Source organism: Streptomyces sp. NPDC002463 (assembly GCF_042889835.1).
GTDB classification, from domain to species: domain Bacteria; phylum Actinomycetota; class Actinomycetes; order Streptomycetales; family Streptomycetaceae; genus Streptomyces; species Streptomyces nymphaeiformis.
Window position 1 is genome coordinate 643,243 of record NZ_JBIARL010000001.1, and the last position, 17,340, is coordinate 660,582.

Sequence of the window (17,340 nt, forward strand, 5' to 3'; positions counted from 1 at the left end):
GTTGATTGCAGGGAATTGTGCCGCACCGACGGCTCCCGCGCCTGCCGCGTGCGCCCCGCCGAAGAGTGATTGCCGCGCCATCTCATTGACGTACAGAAGGGTGAAGCGATGGTGTTACGACAGGAGTTCGGGATCCGTTCGGCTGATCCTGCGCCACAGGGGCTGGTAGTTGATCCAGGCGACGAGGTCGCTGCCGAGCTGCTCCCGGGTGGCGACCGCGTCGCGGTGGTCGATGAGCACCGGTTTGCCGGCTGCGCGCGCGGCCAGTTGGACCTGGGCGCAGCGTTCGAGGGCGATGAACCACCAGGCGGCCGCGTCGACGGAGGTGCCGACGGTGAGCAGTCCGTGGTTGCGGAGCACGATCGCCTTGAAGGCGCCGAGGGCGACGGCGATCCGGCGGCCTTCCTCGGCGTCCACGGTGACGCCGGTGTAGGCGTCGTAGAGGGCGTGGTCCTGGTAGAAGGCGCAGGCCTCCTGGGTGAGGGGGTCGAGGAGTTCGCCGAGCGCGGCGAGGGCCCGCCCGTGGACCGAGTGGGTGTGGGCGACGGCGACGGCGTCGGGCCGGGCGCGGTGGACCTGGGCGTGGACGGTGAAGGCGGCCTGGTTGACGTGGTGGCCGCCGCGGACGACCTGACCGTCGCCGTTGACGAGGATGAGATCGCTCGCGGTGAGCTCTTCGAAGGGGGCTCCGAAGGGGTTCACCCAGAAGCAGTCGGGATGCTCCGGGTCGCGGGCGGTGATGTGGCCGGAGACGCCCTCCTCGTACCCGAGCCGCGCGAAGACCCGGAGCGCGCCCGCGAGCCGCTGCTTGCGATGGGTGCGTTCCTCCTCGGCCGTCGCGTGGACGGGCGGCAGGGCGAAGTGGAGCCGTTCGACGGGTACGGGGTCCGGTATCACGCTCATGCGCGGGAAGGTAACGCCCGGCCGGTCAAGTCACCAGAGTCCCGACGCGAACACGACGAAGCCGCCGACCACGGGACGCCCGGACACGACGAAGCCGCCGCCCCGGAGGTCCGGGGACGACGGCTTCGACGGAATGCGGCAGGGCTCATCCCCTACTCGCGTGCGGCAGGGCTTGCCCCCACTCGCGTACGGGAGGGATTACTCCCACTCGATGGTGCCCGGCGGCTTGCTCGTGACGTCGAGGACGACACGGTTGACGTCGGCGACCTCGTTGGTGATGCGGGTCGAGATCTTGGCGAGCACCTCGTAGGGCAGGCGCGACCAGTCGGCCGTCATCGCGTCCTCGGAGGAGACGGGACGCAGCACGATCGGGTGGCCGTAGGTGCGGCCGTCGCCCTGGACGCCCACGGAGCGGACGTCGGCGAGGAGGACGACCGGGCACTGCCAGATCTCACGGTCGAGACCGGCCGCGGTGAGCTCTTCGCGGGCGATGGCGTCGGCCTCGCGCAGCAGGTCCAGGCGCTCCTTGGTGACCTCGCCGACGATGCGGATGCCGAGGCCGGGGCCGGGGAACGGCTGGCGCTGGACGATCTCCTCGGGCAGGCCGAGCTCCTGGCCGACCATGCGGACCTCGTCCTTGAAGAGCTGCCGCAGCGGCTCGACGAGCTCGAACTCGATGTCGTCGGGGAGGCCGCCCACGTTGTGGTGCGACTTGATGTTGGCGGTGCCGGTGCCGCCGCCGGACTCGACGATGTCCGGGTAGAGGGTGCCCTGCACGAGGAACGCGACCTCGGGGCCCTCCTCCTGGAGGATCTCCAGCTGCGCCTGCTCGAAGACGCGGATGAACTCACGGCCGATGATCTTGCGCTTGGTCTCCGGGTCGGAGACGCCGGCGAGCGCGTTCAGGAAGCGCTCCTGCGCGTCGACGACGACCAGGTTCGCGCCGGTGGCGGCCACGAAGTCCTTCTCGACCTGCTCGGTCTCGCCCTTGCGCATCAGGCCGTGGTCGACGTACACGCAGGTGAGCTGCGAGCCGATGGCCTTCTGCACGAGCGCGGCGGCCACGGCGGAGTCGACGCCGCCGGAGAGACCGCAGATGGCACGCTTGGAGCCGACCTGGGCGCGGATGGCCGCGACCTGCTCCTCGATCACGTTGCCCGTGGTCCAGCTGGGCTCGATGCCCGCGCCGCGGTAGAGGAAGTGCTCGAGGATCTGCTGGCCGTGCGTGGAGTGCAGCACCTCGGGGTGGTACTGGACGCCGTACAGCTTCTTCTCGTCGTTCTCGAAGGCGGCGACCGGCACGACGTCCGTGGACGCGGTGACGGTGAAGCCCTCGGGGGCGGCGGAGCAGGCGTCGCCGTGCGACATCCACACGGACTGCTCGACCGGGGTGCCCTCGAAGAGGGTGGAGCCGGCCTTGGAGACGTGCAGCGGGGTCCGGCCGTACTCGCGGGCGCCGGTGTTGTCGACGGTGCCACCGAGGGTCGTCGCCATCAGCTGGAAGCCGTAGCACATGCCGAAGACGGGGACGCCCGCCTCGAACAGCGCGCGGTCGAGGCGCGGGGCGCCCTCGGCGTACACGGAGGACGGGCCGCCGGAGAGGATGATCGCCTTGGGGTTCTTGGCCAGCATCTCGGCCACCGGCATGGTGGACGGGACGATCTCGCTGTAGACCCGCGCCTCACGGACGCGACGGGCGATGAGCTGGGCGTACTGGGCGCCGAAGTCGACAACGAGGACTACGTCCGGGTTGGAGACGTCGGGCGCGGCAGCGGGAGTCGCTGATGACACTACGGCGGCCTTCCGGCGGTAGGAGCGGTTCCCCGGGGATCTCTCGGGGGTCTCTCGGGATTTCCCTGAGGTTCCCTGGGGGTCCTTGAGGGTTCCCTCGAAGGGGGGCTATTTGTCGATTCTACCGGCGCGCCGGTGTCGCTTTTCGTCTCACCATCCGAACCCGGGTTGTCCCGGGGTGCGCGGAAGGGTCCATACTGTCGCCATGCGCAAGCACTCGACCTTCGTCTTTACCTATGGCAACCGGCCCACCGGCTGCCATGGTCGTGCTGCTTGAGCAACTGACAAGCGACTTCCCAGGCGCCCCGGGCCGACAAGGCCCGGGGCGTTCTGCTTGTCTCCGGGCGATGTCGCCCCGGGGCTCCGGACCCGACACCACGAGGAGCCCCGACATGACCGCCATGACCCAGACCGAGAAGACCGGCGCCCGCACCGACGAGGCGGCTGCGCTGATCGGCGACGCCCGTGAGCGCATCGACGCGCTCGACGACCGGATCATCGGCCTCATCCAGGAACGGGTGGCCGTCTCGGCCGTCATCCAGGAGGCCCGGATCTCCTCGGGCGGCCGCCGGGTGAACCTGGCCCGCGAGATGGAGGTCCTCGGCCACTACAGGGACGCGCTGGGCAAGCCGGGCACGGCGCTCGCGATGACGATGCTGGAGCTGTGCCGGGGCCGCATCTGAAGAAACCGCCGGCGGAACCGCCCCGGGGCCGCACCCGAGGAAACCGCTGAAGAAACCGCTGAAGAAGCCCCCGGGCCACACCTGAAGAGCCCCTGAAAACGCATCCGGGTGCGTGCCCGCACCCGCGTTCGGTACGGCTCTCACCCGTACGGCGCGTGACCGGCTCCGGCCGGGCTTCGTTGGTCCGGGTGTCCGTGCCAGCCAGGGGCGGGCCCGAAGAAACCACGCGTGGCTTCGCTGGGGCGTGTGGCGTACCTCTCCGGTACGTCGTGGGACCTCGCACCAGCGCGTGTGACCGGACAGCAGGGGACAGCAGCCCGGTCACCCAGAAAGGGCGGTCGGTCCCGGGGACGCCCGGGGCCGGCCGCAACCGGCCGATCTCCCGATCCTCCCGTCCCCCTGATCCCCGATCCCCTCCCCCTGCGGCGCAACCCCCCGGCGCCGCCCCGCTCGGCACCGCCGCTGCCCTGACACCGGTGCCGACCCCGAGGGCCCCGCGCCGCGACCGGAATCGCGAGCGCGGGGCCCTTTTCACGCCCTGCATCAGGACGTGACGCGCGTCACACGAAGAACCCGTGCAACCGCTACAACCAATCGCGGGGGCCGGAGGTCATCTATGCAGCAACACCAAAGCTGGAGGGGCGCTGCACTCGGAGGGGGGTGCAGCGCCCTTTCCTGCGAAGGGGCGCCGAGCCGCTCAGTCCTTCTTCGGCGGGACCGCCGGCATCCCCAGGAACGGCAGCCGCAGGGCGCCGAAGGCCTCGGACGGGACGGCGGGCGACTTCGGCTCGACGGCCGCGATCCGTGCGTACGCCTCCCCCTGCCGCGGGCGCGGGTCCTCCTCGCCCTTGTTCGGCCAGAAGGACATGGCGCGCTCCGCCTGGGCCGTGATCGTCAGGGACGGGTTGACGCCGAGGTTGGCGGAGACGGCCGCGCCGTCGACGACGGAGATCCCCGGGTGGCCGAAGAGCCGGTGGTACGGGTCGATGACGCCGGTCTCGCCGTCGGCGCCGATCGGGCAGCCGCCGAGGAAGTGCGCGGTGAGCGGGGTGCCCATCAGCTCGCCGACGTTGGAGCCGGCGAAGCCGTTGATCTCCTCGGCGAGGAGGGTGGCGGCCTGGGTGGCCTCCGGGATCTGGACCGGGTTGGGCGCGCCGTGCCCCTGGCGGGCCGTGAGCAGGCCCTTTCCGAGGCCGCCGGGCTTGCGGTAGGTCGTGAGTGAGTTGTCGAGGGACTGCATGACCAGGCCGATGATGGTCCGCTCGGACCAGTGCCAGTTGGAGAGCGAGCGGACGGCGAGCGTCGGGTGCTTGAGCAGGTTGAGGAACCAGCTGCGCACCCGGTGGGCCCCGTAGGGCACCTGGAGGACGGTCAGGCTGCCCATCGAGTTGGAGCCCTTGCCGTACCGGACGGGCTCGATGTGGGTGTTCTCGTCGGGGTGGACGGACGAGGTGATCGCGACGCCCCTGGTGAAGTCGGCCTTCTCCTTGCCGTGCTTCCTGCGGTAGCGGCGGTCGGTGGTCTGGGCGCCGACGAGGCCCTCGGAGTTGGTGCGGGTGAGCTCGCCGAGCCGGTTCGAGATCCGGGGCAGCAGTCCGCTGTCCTTCATCCGGTGCAGCAGGGTCTGCGTGCCGTACGTGCCGGCCGCGATGACGACCCGCCGGGCGGTGAAGGTCCGGCCGGCGCCCTTCCGGCGGTTGTCGGTCGGCAGGGTCTTCACCGCGAAGCCGCCGCGCGAGTCCTCGGTGACCGTGACGACGGTGGTCATGGGGTGGACGGTCGCGCCCGCCTTCTCGGCGAGGTACAGGTAGTTCTCGTTGAGGGTGTTCTTGGCGCCGTGGCGGCAGCCGGTCATGCACTCGCCGCACTCGGTGCAGGCGCGCCGGGCCGGGCCCGCGCCGCCGAAGTAGGGGTCGGCGACCTCGCTGCCGGGCTTGGCCCTCGACGTGCCGTCGGCGTCCTCGCCGTCCCCGAAGAAGACGCCGACGGGCGCCATGTGGAAGGTGTCGCCGATGCCCATGGCCTGCGCGGCGGACTTCAGGTGCACGTCGGAGGGGGTCATCGTCGGGTTGATGCGGACGCCGAGCATGCGCTTCGCCTGGTCGTAGTACGGCCGCAGCTCCTCCTGCCAGTCCGTGATGTCCTTCCACTGCGGGTCGTCGAAGAAGGGCTTCGGCGGTACGTAGAGGGTGTTGGCGTAGTTGAGGGATCCGCCGCCCACGCCGGCGCCCGCGAGCACCATGACGTTGCCGAGCAGGTGGATGCGCTGGAGGCCGTAGAGGCCGAGGGCGGGGGCCCACAGGAAGTTCTTCAGGTCCCAGGAGTTCTTGGGCAGGGTCGCGCGGGTGAAGCGGCGCCCGGCCTCCAGGACGCCGACCCGGTAGCCCTTCTCGGTGAGGCGGAGGGCGGTGACCGAACCGCCGAAGCCGGAGCCGACGACCAGGACGTCGTAGTCGTAGCCGTCCTCCGGGCCGTCCTCGGCCTGATTCTGGGCAGGGGGTACCGCGGTCATGGCTCTCCTCGTACGGAAGGGGTGTGGGAAAGACGGGGCGTCAGCGCAGGCGCAGGGCCTTCATCGCCTTCAGGGACACGCTCATGAACGCGGCGTACTTCTCGTCGTCCATCCCGAAGGAGGGGGCGAGCGGGATCAGCCGCTGCTGGGCGACGGTCTGCGCCTCGGTGTACTTGAGGATGCCCTCGGAGCCGTGGCGGCGGCCGAGCCCGGAGTCCTTCATGCCGCCCATCGGGGACTGCACGCTGCCGTACGCGGGCGCGTACCCCTCGTTGATGTTGACGGTGCCGGTGCGCAGCCGGGCCGCGACGGCGTGGCCGCGGCGCGAGTCCCTCGTCCAGACGGAGGAGTTCAGGCCGTACGGGGTGGCGTTGGCGAGCTCGACGACCTCGTCCTCGTCCGTGAAGCGGTAGACGGAGACGACCGGGCCGAAGGTCTCCTCGGTGCAGACGGCCATCGGGGCCTCGACGCCGTCGAGGATGGTCGGCTCGTAGAAGAGGGGGCCGATGTCGGGGCGGGCGACGCCGCCGGCGACGATCTTCGCGCCCTTGGCGACGGCGTCCTCCACGTGCGTGGTGACGGCCTCCAGCTGCCGCTCGCCGACGAGGGAGCCCATGTCCGCCCCGTACGCGAGGGAGTTGCCGAGGCGCATGGCCTTGGTGCGGGCGGCGAAGCGGTCGAGGAAGGCGTCGGCGATCGACTCGTGCACGTACAGCCGCTCGATGGAGATGCAGAGCTGTCCGGCGGAGGAGAAGCAGGCGCGGACGGCTCCGGCGGCGGCCTTCTCGACGTCGGCGTCCTCGAGGACGAGCATCGCGTTCTTGCCGCCGAGTTCCAGGGTGACGCCGACGAGCCGGGCGGCGGCGCCCTTGGCGACCTCACGGCCGGTGCGGGTGGAGCCGGTGAAGGAGACGTAGTCGCCGTGGGCGACGACCTCGGGGCCGACGACCGGGCCCTCGCCCAGGACGACCTGGAAGACGCCGGCGGGCAGGCCGGCCTCGATGAGCAGGTCACGGGCCCAGAGCGCGGTGAGCGCGGTCTCCGTGTCGGGCTTCATGACGACGGCGTTGCCCGAGACGAAGGCGGGGAGCGCGTCGCCGACGGAGAGCTCCAGCGGGTAGTTCCAGGGGGCGATCTGGCCGATGACCCCGCGCGGCTGGCGCAGCTCGGTGACCTTGGTGAGGGTCGGCACGACACCGGTGTGGCGCTTGGCGCGCAGGTACGAGGGGGCCTTGCGGCCGTAGTGGCGGGCGGCGACGGCCACCGCCTGCACCTCCTCGTGGGCGTGCAGGCGGGCCTTGCCGGTCTCCAGCTGGATGAGGTCGAGGACCTCGGCCTGCCGCTGGAGGATCAGGTCGTGGAAGCGCAGGAGGACGGCGGCGCGGGCCCGGACCGGGGTGGCGGCCCAGGCGGCCTGGGCGGCACGCGCGCGCGTGAAGGCCTCGGCGACGTCCTCGGGGGTGGACTCGGGCAGGTCCGCCAGCTTCTTCCCGGTGAAGGGGGTGTGGTTGGCGGTACGGCCGGATCCGACGACACCGCGGGTGAGCCGGGCGACCAGCTCGGGCGTCACGACGTCGGCGGCGGTCCGCGCGCCGGCGGGCGCGGGCGCGACCGGGTTGGTCGCACCGGCGGGAGCGGCCGGGCGGCCCGCCTCCGCGGCGGTGTCGGCGTCGGCGGGAACCGTGAGGGCGGCGGGGGCCTGCGAGTCCGTCATGGGGCCGAGCGTAAGCCGCGTTCCGGCCTTTGGGTACCCGTCGGTAACGCGTTTTCACCGTCCACACACATCACGCCAGCGATCACTGGCACGTAAGTCCTGATCAGGGGCTTACGGCTGCCGGAGACCCGGCGCGGAGATTTTTCCGCCCCTCAGGCCCCCGGCGCGCGCCAGTGCCGGACGACGATGTCGAACTGCTCTCGGGTGGTCTCCCAGCTCGACTCCGGCGAGGACATGTAGATCGCGTACTCGGTGCCGTCGTCCTCGTAGTACATCTGGTCGATCGCGTGCCGCGGCCCGGGGAAGGTCTTCTTCTCGGTCCAGGTGAACTCCCACAGACAGGAGCGGACCTGGTCGCGGTAGGTCGTCTGGTCGAGCTTGACCCGGTTGTAGTCCATGCGCTTCCCGAGCTGGCGCTCCAGGTCGATCGCGTGCATGTACGGATTCTCGAAGTCGGGGCTCCGGTCGATGCTGATCCGGATGCGGTGGCGGCCGTTGTCCGGCGTGTAGTCGATCTGGTCGCCCTCCGTCTGCCGCTTCCAGCCGTCCGGTACGAGCAGGCTGAAGCCCTCCGGGTCCTCGACGCGGTGCCAGCCGGCCGGGATGCCGGTGTCGGGGGCCTTCTTGGTCGCGGGGGCGGTCGTCGTGGTCCGCCCACCGGCGTCACGGTCATGGTCTCCACCCGCGTAGTTCATCGCGGCGAAGACGGCGCCGCCGGCGACGACCCCCGCCAGCAGCGCCGCGAGCACGGCGGAACGCCAGCGGCCGCGACCGGAGGAGGACGAGGAGGCGGGCACGAGAGTGGCAGGCCCCTGCGGCCCGTGGGGCTGCTGGGGTACGTGTGCCGGCTGGTGCTGCTGCGGCGGTTCGGGCCATCGCGCGGTGACCTTCGGCGGCCCGTCCGTCGGGCCCTCCGCACCGACGTCGGCAGTCGTGCCGTCCGCCCCGGGGTCCAGGTCCTCCCTGGCCACCCGCTGGGTCGGCACGTACGCCTGCGCAGCCGCCGGCGCGCGCCCCTCCATCGCGTCGAGCAGCATCCGCTCGGCCTCATCCGCTCGCGGCCGCTGCGCCGGGTCCTTGCGCAGCAGCGCCACGATGACGGAGGCCAGCGGCCCCGCCTTCTGCGGGTGCGGCGGCTCCTCGGTCACCACGGCCTGCATGGTGCTGATCGGCGAGGTGCGGCGGAACGGCGAGGTGCCCTCCACCGCCGTGTACAGCGTGGCGCCGAGGGACCAGAGGTCGGAGGCGGGACCCGGGTCGCCGCCCTGCACCCGCTCGGGCGCCAGGTAGTCGATGGAACCGACGATCTCACCCGTCCGGGTGATCGTGGAGTCCCCCTCGATCGCCGCGATCCCGAAGTCGGTGATGAGGACGCGCCCGTCGCGCGCGAGCAGCACGTTGCCCGGCTTGACGTCCCGGTGCAGCACCCCGGCCGCGTGCGCGGCACGCAGCGCGCCGACGACGTGCAGCCCGATCCTGGCCGCCTCGCGCGGCTCGATCGTGCCGGCCTCCTTGGCGGCGTCGGCGAGCGAGGGCCCGTCGACGTACTGCATGACGATCCACGGCCGGTTGTCGTGCTCCAGGACGTCGTGGACGGTCACCACGCCCGGGTGCGTGATCCGCGCGGCGGCCCGCGCCTCCTTCTGCGTACGGGCGTGCAGCACCAGCCGGTCGGCCTCGGCCACGAACCGGCCCGCCGTCAGCTCCTTGACCGCCACCACGCGGTGCAACACCTCGTCGTGCGCGCGCCAGACCTTGCCCATGCCGCCGCGTCCGATGGACTCGCCCAGCCGGTAGCGACCGGCGAGCAGCAGCCCCGACCCTGTGCTCTGAGAATGTTCCACTTGCCCCCGCCCGTTCCTTCTGATGCAAGGTTACGGAGGGGGGGACGGCGGGCGGAACCTCGGGGCGGTCATAGGAACAGCACTGTGACCGGGGGCCGGTGGAACTTTCGTATCAGCATCCCGGATCCCACCCATTCGGATCTCACCGGTCCGGATCTCACCGTCCCGGATCTCACCGTCCCGGGCGGAACGCCTTCGTCGCCTGCTCGTAGACCTCGGACACCTTGTCGCGCTCGCTCTCCGGGCCGATGACCTGGACGACGTGGTACCGGCCGCCGTCGATCACGACGAGATTGCGCACGAAGACCTGGCGGCCCGTGCTGTCCGGCCAGGTGTAACTGCCCTCGGCCGTCGGTGTCCGGCCGATGTCCACCCGGCGCGCCCGCTCCACCTGCGCCCAGCTGGACGAGCGATACGGCTCCAGCTCCCGCTCCTTGACGTTCTGGTACTCCAGCGGGTCCGAGCCGTCGTCCCGGACGCTGTCCCGGCCGGGGACCACGATCATCGTGAACCCGCCGTCGGTGAAGCGCACTTGCCCGGCGTCGTTGATCGGGCTGCGCCGCCACCCCTTCGGGACCCCGATCCGGAAGCCCTCCGGGTCCTGGCGCACTTCGTACCCGGCGGCGAGCGCGGGGGCCGAAGGGCCGGCGGGGGGCGGGGTGGTGGCCGGCTCGGCGGTCGGCCGCGAGGACGGCTTCGCCGTCGGCTGCGCGGTCGGTCCGGCGGACGGCTTCGCCGTCGCGGGCGCGGTCGTGGGCGTGGTCGGCGCGGTGGGCTGCTCGCCCTCCTTGGGCATGAAGAGGACGGCGTACGCGACGGCCCCCACGAGCAGCAGGAGGACGAGGAGCAGGAGCGTGCGGCCCAGGGCGCGCGGGGAGCCGGGCGTACGGGAGGACGACGGGCGCGCGGAGGACCGGGGGGCGCGCGGGGCGCGCTGCGGGATCTCGCCGTCGTACTCCTCGCGGATCCCCTCCTGGAACTCCTCGCGGAACCCTTCGTGGAACTCCTCGCGGTAATCGGGCTCTACGCGCGCGTGGCCGTACTCCTCACCGTGCCCAGGGCCCTGCCGGGTCGCGGGGCGCGGGTCCTTGCCGCGCTTGTGGCGGTGCCGGCCCGCCCCCGCTCCCCCGCGCCACCGGCGCACCAGCTCACCGCGCCGACGCACGATCGGCAGCCTGGCCTCGTCGAAGGACGGCAGCGGTACGACTCCGAGCCCGGCGTCCGGTTCCGGCGCCGAGCGGACGAGGGAGCGCAGCCAGCCGCGCAGCTCCTCGAAGTCCGGCCGCTCGGTCGGGTCCTGACGCAGCAGGGACTCCACGACCGGGCGCAGGGGCCCGCACTCCTCGGCGAAGGCCGGCGGCTCCGCGCAGACCAGCTGCACCAGCTCGGCCGCGCTGTCCTCGGGGTACGGGGCATGGCCCTGGACGGCCCGGTAGAGCAGCGCGCCGAGCGCCCACAGGTCGGTCGCGGGGCCGATCGGCGGGGCGAGGCGCCAGTTCTCGTGCACGGGGCCGGCCTGCTCGGGCGCCCAGCGCTCGGTCACGGCACCGACGACCGCGATCCTGGTCTGGCGGGCCCGCTCGGCGGCGAGCCGCGTCGTCGGGCCGCGGTGCGCCTGCGCCGGGATCGCGACCGGCGCCTCGTCGCGGGCACCGACGGGGACCGGGAGGCGCGCGGGGTCCGGGGCCGCCGCGGTGTACCCGGCGGGCAGGGCCGGGCGGCCCGAACCGGGCAACACGCTGCCGCCACCGGCCGGGATCGGCCCCGAGCCGTCCCGCGAGGCGTGCGGGCCGTCGCTCCAGCTGCCGGCCAGCATGACGCGCGGCGGCGGGCCGGCCTGCGGACCGCCGTACGGCTCGTCGCCGTCGTCCTCGTCTTCCTCGTCCTCGGCCACCCGCGCCCACCACTGCGGCTCGGGCGCGCCGGCCGCCTGCGCGGTCGGCGGCGGGGGCGGTGCGGGCGTGTCCGGCGGTGCGGGGCGCTGGGCGGGGAGCGACCCGGTCTCGCCGAGCGCTGCGGCGGCTCGCGCTCCGGCGCGGTACGCGGCGATGGCCCCGGCCCGCGCGGCCCGCACGTCGGCGGTGGGCGGCACGGGCACGGGCTGTGTCTCGGCGGGGGCCGGCGTGGCCCGCCCGTAGGGGTCGGCTCCGTAGGGGTCGGCTCCGTAGGAGTCGGGGGCGGGGGGGCCGTAGGGGCCGGGCCCGGTGGCGTCCGGGTGCGGCTCGCCGCCGGACCCGCCGTCCTCCTCGCCCTCGCCGACCTCCTCGTACACCTCGACCTCGTAGGCCTCGGAGGCGTACTCCTCAGGGGCGTACTCCTCGGAGGCGTACTCCTCGACCTCGTGGGCCGCAGAACCGTACGCGCCGTCCTCGTACCCCTGGGAGCCGTACGCGCCGTCCTCGTACCCCTGGGAGCCGTACGCGCCGTCCTCGTACTCCTCGGAGCCGTACCCGCCGTCCCCGTAGGTCTCGGAGCCGTACCCCTCGGAGCCGTACGCGTCGACCTCGTAGGTCTCCGCCCCGTACCCCTCGGAGCCGTGCCCCTCCGCCCCGTACGGGTCAGCCCCGTCATCCCCCTGCTCAAGCTCCTCCGGCTCGGCGGCCGGAGCCGGCGCCGCGAACCCGTCCTCCGGTGCCGGGACCGGGGCGTAGCCGCAGAGGGCCTCCTCGGCCGCGCCGGCCGCGAGGCCGGTGAGGACCACGCGGCCGTCGTCGCAGACGAGCACGGTCCTGGCGGTGATGTTCCGGTGCACCCAGCCGTGCGCGTGGAGCACCCGCAGGGCGGTGAGGACGTCGGCGCCTATCTCGGCGGCGCGGTACGGGTTCAGGGGCCGCTCGGCGAGGAGCGCGGCCAGCGGTCTGGCGGCGACGCGCTCGCTCACTATCCACAGCGAGCCGGCCTCCGCGAAGACGTCGAAGACCTGGTCGAGGAGCGGATGGTCGGGGATCTGCGCGGCGGCCTGGGCCGCCTCGATCGCCCGGCGGACGACGGGCTCGGCCGGCCGGCGGGTGGCCTGCCCCGCGGCTCCGCCGTAGGGGTCGGCGGGACCGCCCTGCCCGTCGTCGAGCACCTCGGCGTCGACGAACTCCGGCAGCGGCACCTGGCGGACCAGGACCTCCTGCCCGCTGTACGTGTCGAACGCGCGCGTCTCCACCGGGTCGTACGCGTCGGCGTCCGCCGGTGGCAGCGGAAGGCGGTAGCGGTCGGCGAGCACCCTTCCCGCGTAGTCGTCCACGACGCCTCCCCCGCGCGCACGCTGTCCCCCGTGGCCCGCGGATCCCTCGGGATCGGGCGGGATCACGCGAGTTCGCTGTCAGTTCCGGTCCGGCACCGCGCAGTTGACGGCTCTGTTCGGCTGCTTTCGGTCCGTGAACCTCACGATACGTGCCACCGGTCAGTCCTTGGGGCTGAACGTGGCGAACGCCGTCTCCCGCAGCGTCTTGCACTCGGCGCCGTTCCACTCGTCCGTCGCGCAGCTGACCATGATGGAGTAGCCGTGCGTGGCGTCCACCTTGAAGCCGCGGTTGAGGACGTGGACGCGGATGCCCTTCTGGGTGCGCTCGAACTCCCAGTCGGCGACGGTCGGGTAGCCCTTGTAGGAGACCGTCCTTATGCCGAGGTGCTTGTAGTCCTGGCTGGTGGCGGCCACGCCGTACCGGGCGAGCTCCCAGGCGCTCGCCGCGTCGTCCTTCGGGCTGCCGTTGTAGTCGACCTGGACGCGCGGGAAGCCGCCGCTCTCGCTGAAGATCGCGCCGAGCGAGTAGCCCGGGATCGAGCGCTGCTTGAAGGACGCGGGCATCGCCATCGAGAAGTGCAGCGGGCCGTTGGTGACGACGGTGTAGCCGGCGGGCAGCTGCTTGCCGGCGTCGCCGTCGGGCTTGTCGGAGGGTGTGGTGCCGTGCTGCCCGTCGGTGGACCCGGTCGTGCCGTCGGCACCGGTCGCCCCCGTGCTGCCGTTGTCGCCGGGCTGCACGCCGCCCTGCTGGCCGGGGCCGCCCGAGGACTGGCCCTGGGCGCCGCCGGAACCGGAGCCGCCGGAGCCGTCCGCGCCTCCGGTCGAGGCGCCGGCGGAGGCCGTGGTGCCGTCACCACCCTTGCCCTGGTTGCCCTCGTCGCCCCCGCCGCCGAGGGAGACCGCGAGGATCGTCCCGAGCACGGCGAGGACGGCGACCGCGGCGATGATCACCAGGGTGCGGCGCGGCACGACGTCGGTCAGCGGCGCGCGGGCCGGGGTGGGCTTGCCGCCGCCCCGCAGCGGCTCGGTCGCGAGCCTCGGGGCGGCCGCCGGAGTCGGCTCGGCCTTCACGGACGCCGCCGCGTTCCGTACGGACTTCAGTGCGCCCCGCATCCGCTCGGCGGCCGCGTCGGGCCCCTTGTCGGCCGCCGGGGTCGCCGGAACCACCGCGGTCTGCTCGGGGCGCGGCGGGAGCGGGATGACGGTGGTGGCCTCGGGCGAGGCCGCGGGTGCCGGCTCGGGCGCGTCGAGCACGGCCCGCAGCAGGACCCGGGCGCCGGCGTCGTCGAGCCGCTGTGCCGGGTCCTTGGCGAGCAGGCCGTAGATGACCTTCTCCAGCTCGGGGCCGGCGTTCTTCGGCGGGTCGACCGGCTCGGTCATGACGGCCGTGAGGGTGGCGATGGCCGAGCCCTTGTCGTATGGCGGGTTTCCCTCGACCGCCGCGTAGATGAGACCGCCGAGCGACCACATGTCGGCGGCCGGTCCGGGCTTGTGGCCGCGGGCGCGCTCCGGGGAGATGTACGAGGGGGCGCCGACGAGCATGCCGGTGGAGGTGATCGAGGGGTCGCCCTCCACCTGGGCGATGCCGAAGTCGGTGAGGACGACGCGGCCGTCCTCGGCGATCAGCACGTTGGACGGCTTCACGTCGCGGTGCAGGATGCCCTCGCGGTGCGCCGAACGCAGCACGTCGAGGATGGCGAGGCCGACCTCGGCGGCGCGCCGGGGCGTGAGGGTGCCGTCCTCGCGGACGGCGTCGGCGAGGGACTTGCCCTCGATGAGCTCCATGACGATCCACGGGCGGTCGTCCTCGTCGACGACGTCGTACACGGTGACGGCGCCGTTGTTGCGGATCCGGGCGATGGCCTTGGCCTCGCGCAGGGTCCGGGTGATGAGGCGTCGCTTCTCGTCCTCGTCGATGCTCGTCGGGAAGCGGAGCTCCTTGACGGCGACGGTACGGCCGAGGGTCTCGTCGACGGCGCGCCAGACGGTGCCCATGCCGCCGCGGCCGAGGACCGCGCCGAGCCGGTAGCGGCCGGCGAGCAGCCGTCCCTCGCCGGCCGGTTCCTTGCGGAGCCTGTCGCCGCCGCGCGTGGTGGGGCCGGTCCGGCGGTCGCTCTCGCCGTCGCCGTCCCCGGCGCCGAATCCGGCGCGTCCGGTCGACGGCTCGGTGCCGCGCAGCCGCCCGGCGGCGACGGCGTCGCCCGCACCGGTCCCGCCCGTGCCCGTCGCCCGGCCGGACGGTGCGTCCTGAGGGTCCTTCACGTCCCCGGCGGACTCGCCGCGGACCGGGTCCCCGGCACCCTGAGAGGACCCCGCGGACTCCGCGGACCTCCCGAGCCCCACGGCCTCCGCAGGCTTCCCGTCTCCCGCGTCCCGCTTCGGCTCACGCCCGTCCCGAGGGTCCTGTGCACCCCCGCTGACCTGCGCGTCCTCTGCGTTCCGCTCCGGCTTGCGCGCGGCCGGAACCGCTCCTCGGTCGCCGTCGGTCGCGGCCCCCGCGGCGGCGTCCCGCCTGGGGTCCCTCGCCTTGTCCCGCGACTGCTCCGCCTCCGACATGCGTCCCCTCTGCGATCCCTGATCTTCGCCGCGTCTGCCGCTTCCCGCGCGATGCGGTAACCCGCCCTGGAAGAGAGGCCATTGTCCCTCACCTCGGGGCGGGTGGCGCCCCCGGGTCCGCACTCCGGGATACGACGCCTCCGGGCACCCCGCAGGTTCCCACCGGACACGGACCCTTCGGACCCCCTGCACGGCGGCCCGCGGACGTCTCGTCAGATGGGCACGATGTCCGGCGCGCCGAGCCGCGCGGCGTCCGCCGTCAGGTCGTCGGGCTGCCGCTGCGACTCCCTCTCGGCCTCCACCCGCTTCTCGTAGTGCTCGACCTCCTTCTCGATCTGGCGCTCGTCCCAGCCGAGGACCGGTGCCATCAGTTCCGCGCATTCGCGGGCGCTGAGCGTGCCCCGGTCGAAGGTCTCGATGGAGATCCTGGTCCGCCGGGTGAGGACGTCGTCGAGGTGGCGCGCGCCCTCGTGCGAGGCGGCGTAGACGATCTCGGCGCGCAGGTAGTCCTCGGCCGCCGCGAGCGGTTCGCCGAGGCTGGGGTCGGCCGCGACGAGGTCGAGGATCTCATCCGTCAGGGAGCCGTAACGGTTGAGGAGATGCTCGACCCGGACGACGTGCAGCCCGGTCCTGGCGGCGATTCTCGCCCGCGCGTTCCACAGGGCGCGGTAGCCCTCGGCGCCGAGGAGCGGGGTGTCCTCGGTGACGCAGGGGGCGACGCTTCCCCAAGCACTTCGTGCAGGGGATACCCCAGGACCGAGGCCGTGCACCGCCTCGTCGACGGCGTCCTTCGCCATCACGCGGTACGTCGTGTACTTGCCTCCGGCGACGACCACGAGGCCGGGGACCGGGTGGGCGACGGTGTGCTCGCGGGAGAGCTTGCTGGTGGCGTCCGACTCGCCGGCGAGGAGCGGGCGCAGGCCGGCGTAGACGCCCTGGACGTCGTCCCGGGTGAGCGGGGTGGCGAGGACGGTGTTCACGTGCTCCAGGAGGTAGTCGATGTCGGCGCTGGAGGCTGCGGGGTGCGCCTTGTCGAGGTCCCAGTCGGTGTCGGTGGTGCCGACGATCCAGTGCCGGCCCCAGGGGATGACGAAGAGGACGGACTTCTCGGTGCGCAGGATCAGTCCGGTGGTCGAGTGGATGCGGTCCTTGGGCACGACGAGGTGGATGCCCTTGGAGGCGCGGACGTGGAACTGGCCGCGCTCCCCGATGAGGGCCTGGGTGTCGTCGGTCCACACGCCGGTGGCGTTGACGATCTGCTTGGCCCTGATCTCGTACGCCTGCCCGGCCTCGACGTCCTGGACGCGGGCGCCGACGACCCGCTCGCCCTCGCGGAGGAAGCCGACGACGCGGGCCCGGCTGGCGGCCCTGGCGCCGTAGGAGGCGGCGGTGCGCACGAGGGTGGTGACGAAGCGGGCGTCGTCCATCTGGGCGTCGTAGTACTGCAGGGCGCCGACGAGGGCGTCCTTCTTCAGGCAGGGTGCGACGCGCAGGGCGTTGCGCCGGGAGAGGTGGCGATGGACGGGGAGTCCCCGGCCGTGTCCGGAGGAGAGCGACATCGCGTCGTACAGCGCGACGCCCGAGCCGGCGTAGAACCGCTCCCAGCCCTTGTGCTGGAGCGGGTAGAGGAAGGGGACCGGCTTCACCAGGTGGGGTGCGAGTCGCTCCAGGAGCAGTCCGCGCTCCTTGAGGGCCTCCCGTACGAGGGCGAAGTCCAGCATCTCCAGGTAGCGCAGGCCGCCGTGGATGAGCTTGCTGGACCTGCTGGAGGTGCCCGAGGCCCAGTCGCGGGCCTCGACGATGCCGGTGGAGAGCCCTCTCGTGACGGCGTCGAGGGCGGTTCCGGCGCCGACCACTCCGGCGCCGACGACCAGCACGTCCAGCTCTCGCTCGGCCATGGCCGCGAGCGCCTCGGCGCGCTCGGCGGGTCCCAGTGTCGCTGTCCTCACGCTGCTTGCCTCCCGTCATCCCCCAGATCACGCCGCGAACATCGAGCCGTGAACCGGGCCCGTGTGGTCCGGCTCACAGCTCGATTCTGGCCCGCCCCCGCGACTTCAGCCACCGCCTCGCCGCTGACCTGTGGATAACACTCGGCGACCTTC

At 72.9% G+C, this 17,340-nt stretch carries 9 protein-coding genes; 1 reads left to right on the plus strand and 8 read right to left on the minus strand.

Features of this window, described 5'->3' with window-relative positions:
• Window positions 1–114 precede the first annotated feature (114 nt).
• On the minus strand, window positions 115–903 hold the full coding sequence (locus ACFYX3_RS02935) for a class II aldolase/adducin family protein (RefSeq protein ID WP_376594243.1): 789 nt from the start codon (window positions 901–903) through the stop codon (window positions 115–117).
• Window positions 904–1,101: 198 nt separating this feature from the next.
• Window positions 1,102–2,694 (minus strand): glutamine-hydrolyzing GMP synthase, encoded by a 1,593-nt coding sequence (gene guaA / locus ACFYX3_RS02940; RefSeq protein WP_389007440.1) that lies wholly within the window; start codon window positions 2,692–2,694, stop codon window positions 1,102–1,104.
• A 392-nt stretch (window positions 2,695–3,086) separates the two neighbouring features.
• On the opposite strand from guaA, the gene ACFYX3_RS02945 reads away from it, so the two are divergent.
• The gene (locus ACFYX3_RS02945) at window positions 3,087–3,377 is read left to right on the plus strand and encodes a chorismate mutase (protein ID WP_116159290.1); all 291 of its coding nucleotides are present in this window, start codon (window positions 3,087–3,089) and stop codon (window positions 3,375–3,377) included.
• A 697-nt stretch (window positions 3,378–4,074) separates the two neighbouring features.
• On the opposite strand, the gene ACFYX3_RS02950 is transcribed toward ACFYX3_RS02945, so the two are convergent.
• The 6 genes from ACFYX3_RS02950 to ACFYX3_RS02975 form a co-directional block, all read right to left on the minus strand.
• A complete protein-coding gene (locus tag ACFYX3_RS02950; RefSeq protein WP_389007443.1) occupies window positions 4,075–5,889 on the minus strand; it encodes a GMC oxidoreductase in 1,815 nt (604 codons plus the stop codon).
• Between the two features lie 40 nt (window positions 5,890–5,929).
• Window positions 5,930–7,603, minus strand: a complete 1,674-nt coding sequence (locus ACFYX3_RS02955; protein WP_389007445.1) for a succinic semialdehyde dehydrogenase — start codon at window positions 7,601–7,603, stop codon at window positions 5,930–5,932.
• A gap of 152 nt (window positions 7,604–7,755) precedes the next feature.
• Window positions 7,756–9,447, minus strand: coding sequence for a serine/threonine-protein kinase (locus tag ACFYX3_RS02960; RefSeq protein WP_389007447.1), 1,692 nt, complete (start codon window positions 9,445–9,447; stop codon window positions 7,756–7,758).
• A 172-nt stretch (window positions 9,448–9,619) separates the two neighbouring features.
• Entirely contained in the window at window positions 9,620–12,682 is a 3,063-nt protein-coding gene (locus ACFYX3_RS02965) for a protein kinase (protein WP_389007449.1), read from the minus strand.
• A 159-nt stretch (window positions 12,683–12,841) separates the two neighbouring features.
• A complete protein-coding gene (locus ACFYX3_RS02970; RefSeq protein ID WP_389007451.1) occupies window positions 12,842–15,238 on the minus strand; it encodes a protein kinase in 2,397 nt (798 codons plus the stop codon).
• A gap of 212 nt (window positions 15,239–15,450) precedes the next feature.
• Window positions 15,451–17,187 (minus strand): glycerol-3-phosphate dehydrogenase/oxidase, encoded by a 1,737-nt coding sequence (locus tag ACFYX3_RS02975; RefSeq protein ID WP_389007454.1) that lies wholly within the window; start codon window positions 17,185–17,187, stop codon window positions 15,451–15,453.
• Window positions 17,188–17,340 lie beyond the last annotated feature (153 nt).